Here is a 16880-nt window from a genome sequence, read left to right as displayed (position 1 = left end):
ACCCTTCAAAAATCTCAGCTTGTTTTAGATTTTATTGCAAATGAATACACAACGTGAACAATTGATATATACATGGCTTACATCTGTTCTTGAAAATGATCAATTTAAGATCGCTTTTTTAGCAGGTGATGCAAGCTTCCGCCGTTATGCGCGTATCGAGTTACAAAATAAAACGTATATGCTCATGGATGCCCCTCCAGAAAAAGAAGACTGTGTTCCGTTTGTGACCATTGACGAGTTTTTTGCGAGCCATGGCGTACGTGTGCCTCAGATCGTCGCGAAAGATCTGGCTCAAGGTTTTCTATTGTTAGAAGACTTTGGCGATGTGCTTTTGTCGACATTATTGACTAACGAAACTGTTGATAAATACTACGAACAAAGTTTTAAACAACTTATTCAATTGCAGTCTATTGACGGGACTAATCAGTTCCCAGCTTATTCTTACGAAAAATTAATGTCGGAAATGCATCTACTCACAGACTGGATGTTACCGTCGCTTTCTATTGAGCCGACTGCTGAACAGAAAAAAACGATTGATAATGCATTTGACTTCTTGGCTCATGCTGCATTAGCCCAACCACAAGTTATTGTACATCGAGATTTTCATAGTCGAAATTTGATGAAAATTACCGATGAGCAAGAATTAGGGGTAATCGACTTCCAAGATGCTGTTATTGGCGCTGATACATATGATCTAATTTCGATTACTCGTGATGCATATGTTCAATGGAACGCTGATCGTGTTTATCAATGGTTTAAAGTGTTTTATGACCTGTTGCCAGCGTCGACTAAACAAAACCGTAGCTTTGATCAATTTAAACGTGATGCAGATTTAATGGCGATCCAACGCCATATTAAAATTTTAGGCATTTTTGTTCGCTTATTTGAACGTGATGGTAAGTCTGGTTATTTGAAGGATTTACCACGTGTCATGTGGTATTTGCTCGAAGAAAGTCGTGGTTACGCTGAGCTTGAAGAGTTTATGGCATTTATAAATAATATCGTGATGCCTAAATTTATCGAGAAATATGGTAGCTATGAGGTAGCAGCATAATGAAAGCAATGATTCTTGCTGCTGGCTTGGGCAATCGTATGCGTCCACTTACGCTATATACACCAAAGCCTCTGCTTGAGGTGGGTGGTAAACCCCTGATTGTGTGGCATATTGAAAAACTTAAGAAAATTGGTGTGACTGAAATAGTCATCAATTCTGCATGGTTGGCCGACAAGCTCATCAGTAGTTTAGGTGATGGCTCTCAATTTGGTGTGGATATCCGTTGGACACGAGAGGATGAAGGGCTAGAAACAGCTGGTGGAATTATTAATGCTTTGCCACTGCTTGGAACAGATCCTTTTATTCTGGTGAATGGGGATGTATGGACCACAATGGATTTTGAAGGTCTGCGTCATATTAAGCTAAATGATGATTTGGCACATCTTGTGTTGGTTGATAATCCTAAACAGCATCCTGAAGGCGACTTTACATTATTGGATGGGCGCGCTTTTACATTCGATCAAGATGTGACGGGCGAAAACCTCACTTTTAGTGGTCTATCTGTTATTCATCCTAAACTTTTTGACGGATTGGAAGCGGGTAAGCGTCCTTTAGCTCCACTATTGAAGCAAGCGATGCATAATCAGAAAATATCTGGTGAAAAGCTTAAAGGTGCATGGGTAGATGTGGGAACGCCTGAGCGTTTAATGGAGCTAGATTTGCAAATTCGTGAAGGCTTCTACGATTAAGTGTGTAATCCCTAATCGTTAACTAGTGTTCCACGATGCATAAATGGGTATACTTTGTTTTAAATTTTACTTAGATGTTATCTGTTTATGCATCCGTTTTTTCAAGAGTTACAACAGGGTAGTCAAAAATTAGGTTTATCGCTTAGCGATGAAGCTTTGACATTATTGTTGAAGTATCAAGATGCTTTGGTACTTTGGAACAAAGCTTATAATCTAACAGCGATTCGTGATCCGAAAGAAATGTTAGTGAAGCATTTGTTAGATAGCCTAAGTATTTTGAAAGATTTGCCAACAGGCCGTTTGCTTGATGTAGGTACAGGTGGTGGTATGCCGGGCATGATCATTGCTTTATGTCAGCCGGAACGCTCTTGTGTATTGCTTGATTCAAATGGTAAGAAAATTCGTTTTTTGAAACAGTTTATTGCTGACCTTAAGTTAAAAAACGTAGTAGCCGTGCAAACACGTGTTGAAAATCAAGATACAATTGATGAGCTTGGTCAATTTGATGTGATTACAAGTCGCGCTTTTGCTTCTTTAACGGATTTTGTGGATGCAGCTCAGCCATACTTGCATCAGAGCAGTATAATTGCAGCAATGAAAGGAGTTGTGCCAGTGGAGGAAATTGAGCAACTTAAGCAGGACTTTTCATGTAAAGTGATTGAGCTGCGCGTACCAAGACTTGATGAACAACGTCATTTACTTTTACTTCAACGTATTTAAATAAAAAGTATTAGGGTTACCATGGCTCAAATTATTGCGATTGCAAACCAAAAGGGTGGTGTTGGTAAAACAACGACTGCAGTAAATCTTGCAGCGTCTCTAGCTGTATTAAAGAAACGTGTATTACTTGTAGATATGGATTCACAAGGTAATGCTACGATGGGGTCCGGTATTCAAAAGAACGATCTTTTGTATTCCATTACGGATGTTCTACTTGGTGAAGTACCAATTGAAACGGCCATTCAAAAAGCAGAAGTTGGATATAAAGTTTTAGGATCTAATCGTGAACTTTCCGGTGTTGAGCTTGCTATTGCAGAACAAGAGGGCCGTGAATTCATTCTAAAAAATGCTTTGAATGAAATTCGAAACTCATTTGATTTTATCATTGTGGATTGTGCGCCAAGCTTGAGTTTGATTACTGTCAATGCTTTGGCAGCTGTAGATAGTGTAATCATTCCAATGCAATGCGAATATTATGCGCTAGAAGGTTTAGCTGATTTAACCCAGACTATAGATCGTATTCAAAAGGCATTAAATCCTGATTTAGAAATTATTGGTGTATTACGTACAATGTACGATGCACGAAATGCTTTAACACGTGATGTATCTGCTGAGTTAGAACAGTATTTCGGTAAAAAACTTTATGATACTGTCGTTCCACGTAATGTTCGCTTAGCAGAAGCACCAGCGCATGGTTTGCCTGTTATCTATTTTGAGAAAAGTTCTAAAGGTGCAGTTGCATACTTAAATCTTGCAGCTGAGATTTTGAAGAAAAGTAAAGTGAAGAAAGGAAGTAAAGTATGAGCATCAAAAAACGCGGATTGGCTAAAGGACGTGGTTTAGATGCATTACTTGGTTCAATTCAAAAAGAAAAATTACAGCTGGAAGCACAGGCACTTGACCACGGACAGTTGAAACAAATTGATGTAAATTTATTGAAACGTGGTGAATATCAACCACGTCGCTTTATTCATGAGCATGATTTGCAAGAGCTAGCATCTTCTATTGAAAAACATGGAGTGATGCAACCTATTGTAATTCGTCCAGTTGATGATGAAGCACATCCATACGAAATCATTGCGGGTGAACGACGCTGGCGTGCAGCGCAACTTGCGGGTTTAACTGAAATTCCTGCAATTGTTCGTGATTTAAATGATCAGGTTGCTATTGCACTGGCGCTTATTGAAAATATTCAGCGTCAAGATTTAAATCCGATTGATCAGGCTATAGCCTTGCAGCGTTTTCATGATGAATTCGGTTTGAGCCATCAAGAAATTGCTGACACAGTAGGGAAAGCACGTACTACAGTAAGTAATTTACTTCGTTTGTTGAGTTTGGCGGATGAAATTAAAGATTTCATGCAGCAAGGCCAGCTTGATATGGGGCATGCTCGAGCTATCTTGACGTTAAAGGGTAAAGATCAATTAGACGTTGCTAAAATCGTAATTGAAAAAGGACTATCTGTTCGTCAAACAGAGCAATTGGTGCGTGATAGAAGTGAGCCGAAGCAGGAGAAGGAAAAAGCACCTGTAGCACCAGATATTGAACAATTGACACAAAAATTATCAGAGCGTTTTGGCGCTAATGTGAAAATTGATCATAATCAAAAAGGTAAGGGTAAGCTTGTTATTCATTACCATACCTTAGATGAGTTAGATGGCATTTTAAATATTTGTTTGCCTGATTAATTTACATTTGGGTCATATATTTCTAATTTTATATTCTTGGGGAAGAAGATATGTGGGAACTTGTGAGAGCGGGTGGCTGGTTGATGCTGCCTTTAATTCTATGCTCAATTTTAACTGTTGCGATCAGCATTGAACGTTTTGTTCGGTTAAGACGTTCACAAGTTCTACCCAAAGCATTAATTGATGATAGTTCGTTAAGAACTGAAGATATTGTGGAAAATTTGGAACAAAATGTAGAAGTGCAAAACAGCGCATTGGCTCACATTTTAAAAGCAGGTTTTGATCATCGTGAGCATGGCGAGCAATTTGCACGTGCACAAATGGAAGTAGCCGCTTCTCAAGAAATTTCTTATTTAGAAAAAAATATTAATTTCTTGGGGACTTTGAGTGCTGTGGCGCCTTTATTAGGGCTGCTTGGTACAGTAGTCGGGATTATTGAGTCATTCCTTGTGATTGATTTTGGATCGGCAGGTAGTCCAAGTTTAATGATTCCGGGTATTTCTAAAGCGCTTATTACTACAGCTGTGGGAATGTTAATTGCGATTCCTGCTTTAGTTGCTTATCGCTATTTTCAAAGATTAGTACAAGATTATATTGCTGAACTAGAGCAGCAATCGACTTTATTTCATGCCTCATTGTTCTATAAACGTTCCTCGTCTATAGCAGAACATCGTCGTGTTGGTTGATGGGTGAATAGCCAGATGAAATTTAAACGTTCTCAGGTTGAAGACATTCATATCAATTTAACGCCTATGATTGACTGTTTGTTGTTCATTTTGGTTTTTTTATTACTATCGACTACTTTTAATCAGCCAAGTCGCCTCAATTTAACGTTACCAGATGCACAAGGTGTTCCACCAAAACAGTACGATCACAAAATTGAAGTCGTGGTAGACTCTTCTGGTCATTATGCTGTAAATGGTCAGGCACTTTCGTCTAAAGAGGTTGCTGATCTGAGTACTGCGATTAAGCAAGTTGCTCAAGAGCGCCGTGATTTTATGTTCATCATTGCTGCGGATGCCAAAGCGTCTCATCAGGATGTAATTCGCGTTATGGATGTAGCAGGACAGCTCGGTTTTGTTAACATCAATATTAGTACCAAAGTTCCTTCTAGAGGTTTTTCTGAGTGAATCAAGATTTTAAGGTTTATTTGCGTCTCATAGCCTATTTAAAACCTTATTGGGGCGTGGCCTTATTAGTTCTTATCGGGTTCGGTATTAACTCAGCAACAGAAGTCTCCGTTGCTAAATTGATTAAATTTATTATTGATGCAATCCAAAATGGCAGTAGAGCTAATTTGGATTGGTTCCCATTATTAATCATTTTATTGGTTTTTTTCCGTGGCTTAGGCCTTTTTATGGGAGGTTACTATACTGCGGTGATTTCACGTAGTTTAGTTTTTAGTATTCGCCAAGAAGTATATGCCAAACTTTTAAGACTACCGGCACAATATTACCTAGATAATTCATCTGGCCATATTACTGCCAAGATTATGTATAACGTTGAGCAGCTAACGGCAGCTTCTTCAGAGTCATTGAGAACCATCGTTAGAGATGGGATGGTTACTCTAGGATTATTGGGTTATCTGTTTTATACAAATTGGCGTCTTACGCTATGTATTTTTGTATTTTTACCCGTAATTGGTGTATTGGTACGTAAAGCTTCAAAACGTATGCGAAAACTCTCATTACAGGTTCAAGATACGATGGGGGACGTGAACCACGTTGTTCAAGAGAGTATCAATGGTAATGCTGTAGTAAAAACTTTTGCTGGTGAAGAGTCTGAACAAGAACGATTCTATAAGTCATCGGAAGAAAACTTAAAACGTGGTTTAAAAATGGTAATTGTACAAAACCTGAATAGCCCTGTGGTTCAGGTAGTGATGGCTTGTGCGATGGCCCTTATTGTATGGTTAGCTTTACGACCACAGATTTTAGGTAATACCAGTGCTGGTGAGTTCGTGGCTTACATTACAGCTGCTGGTTTGTTAGCAAAACCAGTAAAAAACCTGACTGATGTTAATGAAAAGTTACAACGTGGTTTAGCGGCAGCTCATTCTGTTTTTGAATTATTAGATTTGCCTGAAGAGCAAAATAATGGTCAGTTGAAACCTAAACTACAAGGTGCGATTCGTTTTGATCATGTGGCATTAAATTATGCTGATGGCGTACAGGCTATTAAAGATTTCTCTTTAGATATTCTTCCTGGTCAAACTGTAGCATTGGTTGGTCGTTCAGGCGCTGGTAAAAGCTCATTAGTTAATATGTTGGTACGTTTCCAAGAGGTATCAAGTGGGCAAATTTATTTAGATGGTTTGCCAATTAATGACATTGATCTTTCTTGTTTGCGTACCCAAATCGCAATGGTAAATCAGCAAGTTGTATTATTTAACCGTACTGTTCGTGAAAACATTGCGTATGGTCAGTTGCAAGGTGCCTCAGATGAGGAAATTCATGCTGCTGCAAAAGCTGCCTATGCGCATGACTTCATTATGAACTTACCAAATGGTTATGATACTGTTTTAGGGGCACAGGGCCTAAACTTATCCGGTGGTCAGCGTCAGAGAATTGCTATTGCTCGAGCAATTTTAAAGAATGCTCCAATATTAATTTTAGATGAAGCCACAAGTGCTCTTGATAATGAATCTGAACATTTTATTCAGCAAGCATTTGATGAAGCGATGCAAGACCGCACTACGATTGTCATTGCTCACCGTTTATCAACAATTGAGAATGCTGACCGTATTGTAGTGATGGATCAAGGACAAATTGTTGAACAAGGTACTCATCAAGAACTCCTCGCAAAACATGGTGCTTATTATCAATTACATCAGCGTAATTTCGAGGATAACTAAGCATGTCATTAGCCCAGCTGATCCAGAATGCATGGAATAAACAATCGAGTTGGTTGATTGCTTTACGTCCATTGTCTTGTTTGTATCGGGCTGGGTTTTTACTAAATCGTAATCTTTATAATTCAGGTTTTAAGCAAGTTTATAAAGCGCCCGTACCTGTGATGGTTATAGGTAATATCACAGTAGGTGGAAGTGGAAAAACTCCCTTGCTAATACAACTGGTGAATTATCTACAGCAGCATAATGTAAAAGTAGGGGTAATCAGTCGGGGATATGGGGGTAATGGTCCTTTTCCACTGCTGGTTACCTCGGGTGCCCAAGTAGCTCAAACTGGGGATGAGCCAGCATTAATTGTTCAGGCTACACGTGTACCAATGGCGGTAGGTCCCAATAGACAGGCTGCAATAGAGTTATTGCTTGAGTCATCAGAAATAGATTTGATTATTAGTGATGATGGGTTGCAGCATTGGGCATTAGATCGACAGATCGAGTGGATTGTACTGGATCAAAATCGTGGTTTAGGGAATAAAAAATTATTACCTGAAGGCTATCTGCGAGAGCCTGTTGAGCGTTTAGAAACTGGAACAGTGATTGAACATACTCATAAACCTGCTACAGAATTAAACATGCATCTCGAAATAGGACAGCCATATTTACTTAACCCTTTATCTAATTCTACACCAAGCTTTAATCTTGAGAATAATTATCATGCTGTAGTTGGTATTGGTTTTCCTCAACGGTTTTATCAAACACTTAAAGATCTAGGGTTGAAGCAATTCCAAGAGCATGCCTTTCAAGATCATCATGATTACACAATCAATGATTTAATTTTTAATGATGAGCTGCCACTTATTACAACTGAAAAAGATGCAGTTAAACTATTACCATTACTTGAAAAACATCCTGAATTTAAACAATCTATTTGGGTAGTTCCTGTTAAAGCTGTCCTGTCTACACAGTGTTATCAGGTTTTAAAAATACAATTGCAAGAACTTGATATTCAATTATCTTAGGAAGAAAAAATGAAACACATCGTCATTCCAGCACGCTTCTCAAGTTCGCGTTTGCCAGGTAAACCATTGTTGCTTATTCATAACCGTCCTATGATTTTACGTGTAGTGGATCAGGCAAAAAAAGTCGAAGGTTTTGATGATTTATGCGTGGCAACAGATGACGAACGTATTGCTGAGATCTGCCGTGCAGATGGAATTGATGTAGTTCTTACCAGCGCGGATCATCCTTCAGGTACAGACCGTTTAAGTGAGGTGGCTCGTATTAAGGGCTGGGATGCAGATGATATTATTGTAAATGTTCAAGGTGATGAACCTTTATTACCAGCTCAACTTGTTCAGCAAGTTGCAAAACTTTTGGTTGATAAACCAAATTGTTCAATGTCTACGTTGTGTGAGCCGATTCATACCTTAGATGAGTTTCAGCGTGACAGTATTGTAAAAGTAGTCATGTCTAAACAAAATGAAGCTTTATATTTTAGTCGGGCTACCATTCCTTATGATCGAGATGGGGCTAAGCATGATGAACCGACTTTACATTCACAAGCATTTCGCCATTTAGGTTTATATGCTTATCGAGTGAACTTATTACAAGAATACGTAACATGGGATATGGGGAAGCTTGAAAAGTTGGAGAGCCTTGAACAATTACGTGTTTTGGAAAATGGTCATCGAATTGCAATTGCTGTAGCCGAAGCCAATTTGCCACCAGGTGTGGACACTCAAGCTGATCTTGATCGCTTAAATAGTATGCCTGTTGAATCTTTTGAATAAGCGTTAATTTTTAATGAATCCGAATGTAACTTCAAAGGTTTATCCTTGGCAGCAAACAACATGGGACACCTTGACAACAAGGTTTCCCAATATTGGACATGGTCTCTTATTTTACGGCAAGCAAGGTTGTGGAAAACATGCTTTTGCTAAGCAGTTTTTGGCATGGGTACTTTGTTTAAATAAGCAGCCGCAGGGCCCTTGTGGTGAATGTAGTAGTTGCCAATGGTTAAAATCAGACACTCATCCCAATTATGTTCATATCACAACGGATGAAGAAAATAAAAAACAGAATGCAAAAATTAAAATAGAAAAGATCCGTGACTTACTACCTTTCGTACAACAAACGGGAGAAGGTTGGCGCGTTATTGTGATTGAGCCTGCAGAAGCACTTAATTTGGCATCTTCAAATGCTTTGCTAAAGACTTTAGAAGAACCAGGCGAGCGTGTTGTTTTAATTTTATTAGCTGATCACTATCTTAAACTACCGCCCACTATTCGTAGCCGATTGCAACATTTCGCTTTAGATCGTATTTCATATGAGCAAGCTACTTCTTATTTGAATGAGCATTTATCTGAACTTGCAGAAGTGCAGCCTGATTTACTGCTTGGCTTATCTAATGATATGCCTTTACAAGCAATAGAAATTGCTCAAAGTGACTGGTTTGCGAAAAGGCAAATTTTCTTAAATGATTGGCTTAAAATTGTTGCTCAAAAAAATATGCCTTTATTTTTCTCAGGCAAATGGCAAAAAGAATTAAGTTTTAATGATTTTATAATGCTTTTTGAATACTTGTTGGGTGATTTAATTTGTGTCAAGCTAAACCAACCACAGAAAAATACTGATTTAGATTTTGATCAGTTAAGCCCATATTATGATTTAGAAAGCTTATTTAATATTTATAGTGAATTACAGCAAGCAAAAAAGCTTGTTGAACAAAATGTACAAAGCCAACTTATTATTGATCAATTATTTATAACGTTAATGAATATTTAAGGGGAAAACTATGCAGCCGCAAATGGGGGGGATTATTCAGGTAAATATTCCTGATAAAGCTACTTTGCAAGCAAGCTATATGGGATATGTGCAAGGTGGAGGCCTATTCGTACCATCAAAACAAAAGGTAAAGATGGGACAAGAAATTTTCATTTTAGCGACTTTGCCTGAGCAGTCTCAAAAAATTCCTCTAACAGGCAAAGTAATCTGGATCTCCCATAAGCAAAGTGGATTTAAACCTCAAGGTTTTGCTATTCAGTTAAGCGGAGATAAGGGAATTTACTATAAAACTGAGGCAGAACGAGTTTTGGCTGGTAGTATGTCTCTAGACCGTCCAAGTTATACGATGTAATTAAATAGGAAAGAAAAGTGTTTGTTGATACGCATTGCCATTTAACGATGTTAGATTTAACGCCTTATCACGGTGATCTGGACCTTGCGCTTGCAGCGGCGCGAGCAGAAGGAGTGTCTAAGTTTATGGCAATTTCCGTTGATCTCGATGACCATATTGCATTGGCTGAAATTGCAAATAAACATGCAGATGTTGGTTATACGGTAGGTGTACACCCTTGTGAGGATGTGGACACAATGGCACGTGCAAAAACTGAGTATTTGGTTGAATTGGCTCAATCAGAAAAAGTATGGGCTTTAGGTGAAACTGGACTGGACTATTATCACAGTACAGATTTTATTGAAGAGCAAAAAACATGTTTTGCAAGACATATCCAAGCTTCAAAAATTGTAAAAAAACCAGTTGTCGTTCATACCCGATCAGCAAAGCATGATACGGTAGATATTATCCGTGCTGAACAATCAACACATGGGATTCTGCATTGTTTTACTGAAGATTGGGAAACTGCTAAAGCTGTGCTTGATTGTGGTTATTACATTTCTTTTTCCGGTATTGTGTCATTTAAGAATGCACAGGATTTGCGCGATGTAGCTAAACAGGTCCCACTAGATCGCCTTTTAATTGAAACAGATAGCCCGTATTTAGCACCTGTCCCATATCGTGGTAAAACAAATGAACCAAAATATGTGCCTTATGTAGCCAAAGCGCTCAGTGATGTATATGATAAATCGGTTGAGGAAATTGCAATGATCACCTCACAAAATTTTGAGAACTTGCTAAAAGCGATTTAGGTTATAGAAACTATATAAGAGAGTAATTGCGTGAAGATGGATCGTCAGGCTCAGTTCCGAGCAAGAGAAGTATTAATATTTCAGGTTGCGGAACAATTATTGCTAGAAAATGGCGAAGCCGGAATGACACTCGATGTCTTGGCTGCTGAGCTTGATTTAGCAAAAGGAACTTTGTACAAACACTTTCAAAGTAAAGATGAGTTGTACATGCTGTTGATTATTCGTAATGAGCGTATGTTACTTGAAATGGTTCAAGATACTGAAAAAGCCTTTCCAGAGCATTTGGCCTTTTTCATGTTGCATCATTTACATCATCCTGAGCGAACAGTTTTATTCCATCAAATTGAGGAAAAACTCTCAATCACTGCTCAAGGCGTACATCATCTTTTTCACGAACTTTATCAGGTGCGTAAACAGAGATTGCGAATTATCATTCGCATGACAGACCACTACTTAGAATCTATTCAAAGCAGTATGCCTACACGAGATTATCTTGCTTCTATTTGGTCATTAACTCATGGTGCGGCAGCTATTCTCAATTCAAGTTTTTATCAACGATATTTAGGTTCAAGAGACACTTTAAGAGTGGCTTATATTGATCAGGCTTTAGCCTTACCTAAACAAGCTATTGAGCAATATGCTTAGGTCGATATGAAATCTCAATCACCACTTAAATCCCAAAAAGGTTTTACTCTCATAGAAGTGATGGTGGTGATTGTTATTATGACGATTATGACTTCTTTAGTTCTGCTCAACATAGGTGGGGTTGACCAAAAGAAAGCGATGCAAGCAAGAGAGTTATTTTTGCTTGATATGCATAAAATTGGTAAAGAGTCGCTTGATCAGTCTCGTGTTTTAGCTTTATCTACTGTCAGTGAAACAGATGTTTCACCATTTTCTTATGAATTGTATGAGTATCACGACCAGAGTAAATTACAGGTCCAAGATTTAAAAAATCGCTGGCAGAAATATTCTGAGTTTAATACACGCCAGTTGCCTAAACATGTATCGTTTACAATACAACCTTTAGATGAGCAAAACTATTCAAAAGCTACGAATACCGATTTAATTGGAGGGCAGGCTCCCCAGTTAATCTGGTTCGGTAACGGTGAAGCTAAAACTGTGAAAATACAGTTTTACTTTGAACAAAAACCAATTGGTTCAGAAATACAAATTGATCATTTGGGTAAAATAAATGAAATCTAAAGGCTTTACTCTATTAGAAGTAATGGTTGCTTTAGCAATTTTTGCATTAGCGGCTGTCGCGTTAACTAAAGTAGCCATGCAATATACTCAATCTACCTCAAATGCAATTCTTAGAACCAAAGCTCAGTTTGTAGCAATGAATGAAATTGCTTTAATGGAGATAAATCAGGAATGGCTTGAAGGTACTCAAAGTAAGCAAGTTACTTCTCAAGGCGAAACATGGCAGATTGAAAAATCTGCACAATCTACAATTAGCCCGAATGTTCAGAAAGTAGATTTACAAATTAGCTTATATGATTCTGATAAGGGCAAAGTTCAAAATGGTATTACTCACTTGGTATTTTTTAATTATCCAATGAAAGCAAAATAATGATAAAGAATAAATGTTTTCGCTATCCAAGCACCGCTTCACGTCTTGCGGCACGATCGAGCAGTGCTCGATTAACTCGTGCCTCAGGATTTACTTTAGTTGAGCTTTTAGTTTCAATTGCAATTTTTGCTATTTTATCTTTGTTGGGTTGGAAGGTTTTTGACTATTTATTAAAAGTTCGCGATCGTAATACTCAACATGAAGTGCAGCTATTTGAATTACAAGATGCTTATCAACAAGTTTTGCGTGATACATTGCAAATTATACCTTTATCAGCCAATCAAGGCGGGCAATTACGTCCAGCTTTAGAGATTGATAATCAAGTTCTCCGCTTTAGTAAGGCGGGTGTTACTGATCCATTAAAGCAAGGATTATCACCTTTTGAGCGTATCGAATATCGATATGATCCTGATCAAAAAAAGCTTTATCGCCTTAAATATAGTAACTTAAATACTTCAAATAGAGAGCAACCCTTATCAAGTACGCTGTTGAGCCAAGTTGAACAATTTCAAATTATGGTTTTGACACCTCAAGAAGTAACAAAGTGGCCTGAAGTTAATATTGACCCTACAAAACCTGATGAATTTAGGAAGTTGCCAAAAGGAATAAAAATGCAACTCACGGTTGCAGGTGTAAGTTATGAGTGGATTTATAGCTTAAACCAAGGTGACTTATCGCTCTCCAAACAGGGAGGTCAATAAATGTTAATCTATAAAAAAAATCAGCAAGGTGTAGCGTTACTCACAATTTTGATAATGGTTGCTTTGGCTACAATTTTAGCTGCCTCTATCGCAAAGCATCAAACTAATACGATGGAAAATACGGGTTATTTGATGCGTCAAAATCAGTCGTTACTCTATGCAAAAAGTGCAGAAGCTTTTTTTTCTGAATTATTAATTCAAGATGCAAATAATGCTGGTGGCATCGATCATTTAAAGGAAAGCTGGGCTCAGCCAATGCCACCTTTCCCAATAGAAGATGGAGCCGTATCGGGGCGCTTACTAGATGAGTCAGGAAAATTTAATCTAAACAATTTAACGACCAATGAAGGCAAGGTAAACGAAGCTGCTAAAAATTGGTTTGAGCGATTGCTTGTGCGTGTAGGATTGCCAGCAGAGTTAAGTCAAGCAGTTATTGATTGGCAAGATCCAGATGATGAACCAAGCGGCCCGATGGGGGCAGAAAGTAACTATTATGAAGGACTTGACCCTGGCTATTTGGCTTCGAATGCTAAATTTCATCGTATAGAAGAGTTGAAATTGGTAAGAGGTTTTGAAGGCAAGAAATATGATTTAATAGCACCATACATTTCTGCATTACCTGAAAATACAAAAGTGAATATTAATACCGCATCACCATTAGTATTAGCGAGTATTGATCAAAAATTAGATTTAGGGACTATAGAAAAAGAACTTCAATTACGCCAACAGAATTTAAAGTTCTTTCAAAATATTGATGAATTATGGCAATTGAATGCTTTTTCAGCAGTTGATGCGCAAAAGAAAACTGAAGTTAATAGCCTTTTAGATGTGAAGTCGAACTTTTTTCAAGCACAAATCGAGGTTGTGTTGAATAATAGAAAAAGACAGTTTACAAGTGCCTTAATGCGCAGTGATAAGCAGGTTTATGTATATTCTAGAAATATAGTGCCTTTTAACTAATTGAAAAATTATGATTTATTTACTTTAGAAGTTTTTTGAAGTTTGTAATTATAAATTTTTCTGAAGTTAAATATTAAAGTAAATATAAACTTTCTATATGTTTATATTCAATATTTCTTCATCAGTCTTATCATACTTTTTGCTAATTGTTTCTAATTGAAAAGTGGTGCGAAATTTTCGTCTTTTGCTTTATAATAATGTTCTTAGAAGGAATGATCGATTTGGCACATGTTAATTCGTAAGTTATTTAAGTTTGAAAATGCACATGTTGTACGTAACTGTACATCGGATCGTTGTAAGCGATCAATTCATGGACATAGCTATAAAGTTGAGTTATTGCTTAAAGCTTCGAAATTAGATCATGGGCAAATGGTTTATGATTTTGGACTCCTAAAAGGAGTAATAAAAGACCTATTCGACAGCTTTGATCACGCAATCTGTTTTTGGGAAAAAGATGATTCTCAATATATTGATGCATGTCAGACTTTTAGTGCTCGTTGGATTTCTTTACCTGTTTCACCGTCGGCTGAACAGTTTTCACGTATTTTCTTTTATCTAGCTCAGCAAGTTTTACAATCAACAGTCACTCAAAATGGGGAAGGTGATGTTGAAGTATATTCTGTTATTGTTCATGAGACTGATACTGGATATGCTCAGAGCTTTATTGAAGATATTCAAAACGAACAAATGGGTATTTTAAGTCTTGATGGAATTGTTTTTTCAGAACAAATTCAGATAGAGTGGGCAAATCCACAAATGTATGAAGACTTGAAAAAAGGGATTAAATTTAATAATCCTCAAGTTGATTTGCAAGTCGAAGTATAAATCGAATTACTTATTTTATTTGTAGAATTGAAAATTGATCTAGGATGACATTAATGCAATTAACTGAGCAACAGCAAGATAAACTCAGTAAAGTTCAATTAGAAGAAAGTTGGAAAAGATCTTTAGCACCTTTTCTATTAAGTCCTCAGATGGATAGTTTGCGCGATTTCTTATTTCAACAGAAACAAGCTCAGAAAATAATATATCCGCCTAGTAAACAGATCTTTAATGCTTTAAATACCACACCACTGGCTGATGTGAAAGTTGTGATTTTAGGGCAAGACCCATATCACGGGCCAAACCAAGCGAATGGATTAAGTTTCTCTGTCCAAAAAGGTATTGCATTACCACCATCTTTGCGCAATATTTTTCATGAATTACATACAGATTTGGGTATTCCAGCTCCTCGCCATGGTGACTTAACAAAATGGGCTACGCAAGGCGTACTTTTACTGAACAGCGTGCTTACTGTTGAAGCTGGACAGCCAACCTCACATCAAAAGCAAGGTTGGGAAGCATTTACTGATGAAGTTATTGATGTTCTAAATGAACAGAGGCAACATATAGTATTTATTTTGTGGGGTGCTTATGCACAGCGCAAAGGACAACGTATAAATAGAGATAAACACTTGGTTTTAACAGCCGCACATCCATCACCTCTTGCTGCAAATAGAGGGGGATTTTTTGGATGCAAAGTGTTTTCAAAAACAAATCAATATTTGAAACAACATGGCATTGAGCCCATAGACTGGCAATTGGACGCATGATGAACTCTCCCAATGTAAATAACTATCACCCGGACTTGGTGGTTGAAGAAGCAAAAAATGGCTGGCGTATAGTACGTTTGAATCGTCCTAAATCGTTACATGCTTTAGACGAATCAATCGTAACGGCATTATTGCGTGTATTTGAAGATTTCCGTGACGATGAACAGGTTAAAGCAATTTGGTTAGACTCAACTACACCAAAAGCTTTTTGTGCAGGTGGTGATGTTAGAAAATTACGCCAACTTGTTATAAATCAAGAAGTCGATACTGCAAATAAGTTCTTCCAGCAGGAATATGCTTTAGATTTACTTTTACATAATTATGCTAAACCGGTTGTGGTTTGGGGAGAAGGTTATGTAATGGGCGGTGGTTTAGGCTTGTTTATGGCTGCACCATTCCGTCTAGTGACGCCATATTCACGTTTAGCAATGCCTGAAATTAATATTGGTTTATATCCTGACGTTGGTGCGAGCCGTTTCTTGGCAGATCGTGGTCCAATAGGTTTGTTTACGGGTTTAACCGGTTCAATTATGACTGCCGCTGGGGCGTATAGCATCGGTTGGGCAACACATATTTGTGAAGCTCAGCGTGATAATGTTTTGCAAAAAGTTTTAAATATTAACTGGGCTCATTATCCTGCAGGGGATTTCCGAGCAATTGATGATACTTTAAATAGCTTGCACCGTCCTGTTGCGGCAGGTCCATTGCAAAACTCACTTGATGTAATTCATAGTGTTTGCCGTGGTTTTAATTTTGAACAAGACTATCAAGCTATTGTTAGCTTACGTGATGCGAGCAGTGATTGGTTACGTCAAGCGAGTGAGAATTTGCAAAAAGGATCTCCTAGTACCGCGGCAATTACTTGGTTACTGTGGCAATGGGGCAAACAAATCCACTCATGGGATGAGGTCTTTGATCTAGAGGCTCAGATTTCTGAGTGGAAAATCCGTCATCCTGACTTTGTGGAAGGTGTTCGCGCACGCTTAGTTGATAAAGATTTATCACCTGAATGGAAACCATGTGACGATCTAAGCTTGAGAGGTATATTGGCTGATTGTCCACCAGTAACTTCAATTGATAGCTGGAATGCCTTACTTAGACAACACGGTGTGATCACCTAAAATA

Annotated in this window: 21 protein-coding genes; all 21 read left to right on the top strand. The window is 37.9% G+C overall.

The features are described 5' to 3' along the window. Positions 1 to 40: 40 nt before the first annotated feature. The 21 genes from ACYU0V_RS09875 to ACYU0V_RS09775 all read left to right on the top strand — a co-directional run bounded on the left by ACYU0V_RS09875 (position 41) and on the right by ACYU0V_RS09775 (position 16876). Entirely contained in the window at positions 41 to 1054 is a 1014-nt protein-coding gene (locus ACYU0V_RS09875) for an aminoglycoside phosphotransferase family protein (RefSeq protein ID WP_461847224.1), read from the top strand. Continuing rightward, positions 1054 to 1743 (top strand): N-acetylmuramate alpha-1-phosphate uridylyltransferase MurU, encoded by a 690-nt coding sequence (murU, locus tag ACYU0V_RS09870; protein WP_002121402.1) that lies wholly within the window; start codon positions 1054 to 1056, stop codon positions 1741 to 1743. Before ACYU0V_RS09875 ends, murU begins: the two co-directional genes overlap by 1 nt. 87 nt (positions 1744 to 1830) lie before the next feature. Next, positions 1831 to 2463, top strand: coding sequence for a 16S rRNA (guanine(527)-N(7))-methyltransferase RsmG (rsmG, locus tag ACYU0V_RS09865; RefSeq protein WP_002121443.1), 633 nt, complete (start codon positions 1831 to 1833; stop codon positions 2461 to 2463). A 21-nt stretch (positions 2464 to 2484) separates the two neighbouring features. Next, entirely contained in the window at positions 2485 to 3267 is a 783-nt protein-coding gene (locus ACYU0V_RS09860; protein ID WP_202732504.1) for a ParA family protein, read from the top strand. Continuing rightward, positions 3264 to 4151 (top strand): ParB/RepB/Spo0J family partition protein, encoded by an 888-nt coding sequence (locus ACYU0V_RS09855; RefSeq protein WP_017399496.1) that lies wholly within the window; start codon positions 3264 to 3266, stop codon positions 4149 to 4151. The genes ACYU0V_RS09860 and ACYU0V_RS09855 overlap by 4 nt, the downstream gene beginning before the upstream one ends. Before the next feature lie 50 nt (positions 4152 to 4201). Then, positions 4202 to 4837: a MotA/TolQ/ExbB proton channel family protein gene (locus ACYU0V_RS09850; RefSeq protein WP_005069550.1), complete on the top strand. Its 636-nt coding sequence runs from the start codon at positions 4202 to 4204 to the stop codon at positions 4835 to 4837. A gap of 15 nt (positions 4838 to 4852) precedes the next feature. Then, positions 4853 to 5281, top strand: coding sequence for an ExbD/TolR family protein (locus ACYU0V_RS09845; protein ID WP_005069548.1), 429 nt, complete (start codon positions 4853 to 4855; stop codon positions 5279 to 5281). Continuing rightward, positions 5278 to 7005 carry a lipid A export permease/ATP-binding protein MsbA gene (msbA, locus tag ACYU0V_RS09840; protein ID WP_461847219.1) on the top strand — a complete coding sequence of 576 codons (1728 nt, stop codon included), beginning with the start codon at positions 5278 to 5280 and terminating at the stop codon, positions 7003 to 7005. Before ACYU0V_RS09845 ends, msbA begins: the two co-directional genes overlap by 4 nt. A gap of 2 nt (positions 7006 to 7007) precedes the next feature. Next, positions 7008 to 8018: a tetraacyldisaccharide 4'-kinase gene (lpxK, locus tag ACYU0V_RS09835; protein WP_461847217.1), complete on the top strand. Its 1011-nt coding sequence runs from the start codon at positions 7008 to 7010 to the stop codon at positions 8016 to 8018. Between the two features lie 9 nt (positions 8019 to 8027). Then, entirely contained in the window at positions 8028 to 8789 is a 762-nt protein-coding gene (gene kdsB / locus ACYU0V_RS09830; RefSeq protein ID WP_014206593.1) for a 3-deoxy-manno-octulosonate cytidylyltransferase, read from the top strand. Between the two features lie 13 nt (positions 8790 to 8802). Continuing rightward, positions 8803 to 9783, top strand: coding sequence for a DNA polymerase III subunit delta' (locus ACYU0V_RS09825; protein WP_461847214.1), 981 nt, complete (start codon positions 8803 to 8805; stop codon positions 9781 to 9783). 10 nt (positions 9784 to 9793) lie between these two features. Continuing rightward, the gene (locus ACYU0V_RS09820; protein ID WP_002121335.1) at positions 9794 to 10135 is read left to right on the top strand and encodes a PilZ domain-containing protein; all 342 of its coding nucleotides are present in this window, start codon (positions 9794 to 9796) and stop codon (positions 10133 to 10135) included. Between the two features lie 17 nt (positions 10136 to 10152). Continuing rightward, positions 10153 to 10926 carry a TatD family hydrolase gene (locus ACYU0V_RS09815; protein WP_461847212.1) on the top strand — a complete coding sequence of 258 codons (774 nt, stop codon included), beginning with the start codon at positions 10153 to 10155 and terminating at the stop codon, positions 10924 to 10926. Between the two features lie 36 nt (positions 10927 to 10962). Continuing rightward, positions 10963 to 11571 carry a TetR/AcrR family transcriptional regulator gene (locus ACYU0V_RS09810; protein WP_461849934.1) on the top strand — a complete coding sequence of 203 codons (609 nt, stop codon included), beginning with the start codon at positions 10963 to 10965 and terminating at the stop codon, positions 11569 to 11571. Between the two features lie 6 nt (positions 11572 to 11577). Beyond that, positions 11578 to 12132 carry a type II secretion system protein gene (locus tag ACYU0V_RS09805; protein ID WP_068527582.1) on the top strand — a complete coding sequence of 185 codons (555 nt, stop codon included), beginning with the start codon at positions 11578 to 11580 and terminating at the stop codon, positions 12130 to 12132. Beyond that, on the top strand, positions 12122 to 12502 hold the full coding sequence (gspI, locus tag ACYU0V_RS09800; protein WP_461847209.1) for a type II secretion system minor pseudopilin GspI: 381 nt from the start codon (positions 12122 to 12124) through the stop codon (positions 12500 to 12502). The genes ACYU0V_RS09805 and gspI overlap by 11 nt, the downstream gene beginning before the upstream one ends. After that, complete coding sequence (gene gspJ, locus ACYU0V_RS09795) at positions 12502 to 13203, top strand: type II secretion system minor pseudopilin GspJ (protein WP_420280527.1); 702 nt, start codon at positions 12502 to 12504, stop codon at positions 13201 to 13203. The genes gspI and gspJ overlap by 1 nt, the downstream gene beginning before the upstream one ends. Next, positions 13204 to 14163, top strand: a complete 960-nt coding sequence (gspK, locus tag ACYU0V_RS09790) for a type II secretion system minor pseudopilin GspK (RefSeq protein WP_417888471.1) — start codon at positions 13204 to 13206, stop codon at positions 14161 to 14163. 228 nt (positions 14164 to 14391) lie between these two features. Further along, positions 14392 to 14988 carry a 6-pyruvoyl trahydropterin synthase family protein gene (locus tag ACYU0V_RS09785; protein WP_002121363.1) on the top strand — a complete coding sequence of 199 codons (597 nt, stop codon included), beginning with the start codon at positions 14392 to 14394 and terminating at the stop codon, positions 14986 to 14988. 53 nt (positions 14989 to 15041) lie between these two features. Further along, complete coding sequence (gene ung / locus ACYU0V_RS09780) at positions 15042 to 15755, top strand: uracil-DNA glycosylase (protein ID WP_005069527.1); 714 nt, start codon at positions 15042 to 15044, stop codon at positions 15753 to 15755. Further along, the gene (locus ACYU0V_RS09775; RefSeq protein WP_014206599.1) at positions 15752 to 16876 is read left to right on the top strand and encodes an enoyl-CoA hydratase/isomerase family protein; all 1125 of its coding nucleotides are present in this window, start codon (positions 15752 to 15754) and stop codon (positions 16874 to 16876) included. The genes ung and ACYU0V_RS09775 overlap by 4 nt, the downstream gene beginning before the upstream one ends. Positions 16877 to 16880: the final 4 nt, after the last annotated feature.

This window comes from Acinetobacter sp. X9 (assembly GCF_054889255.1).
Note: the sequence above shows the minus strand (reverse complement) of the source record. Positions and strands in the feature narration are given on the sequence as shown.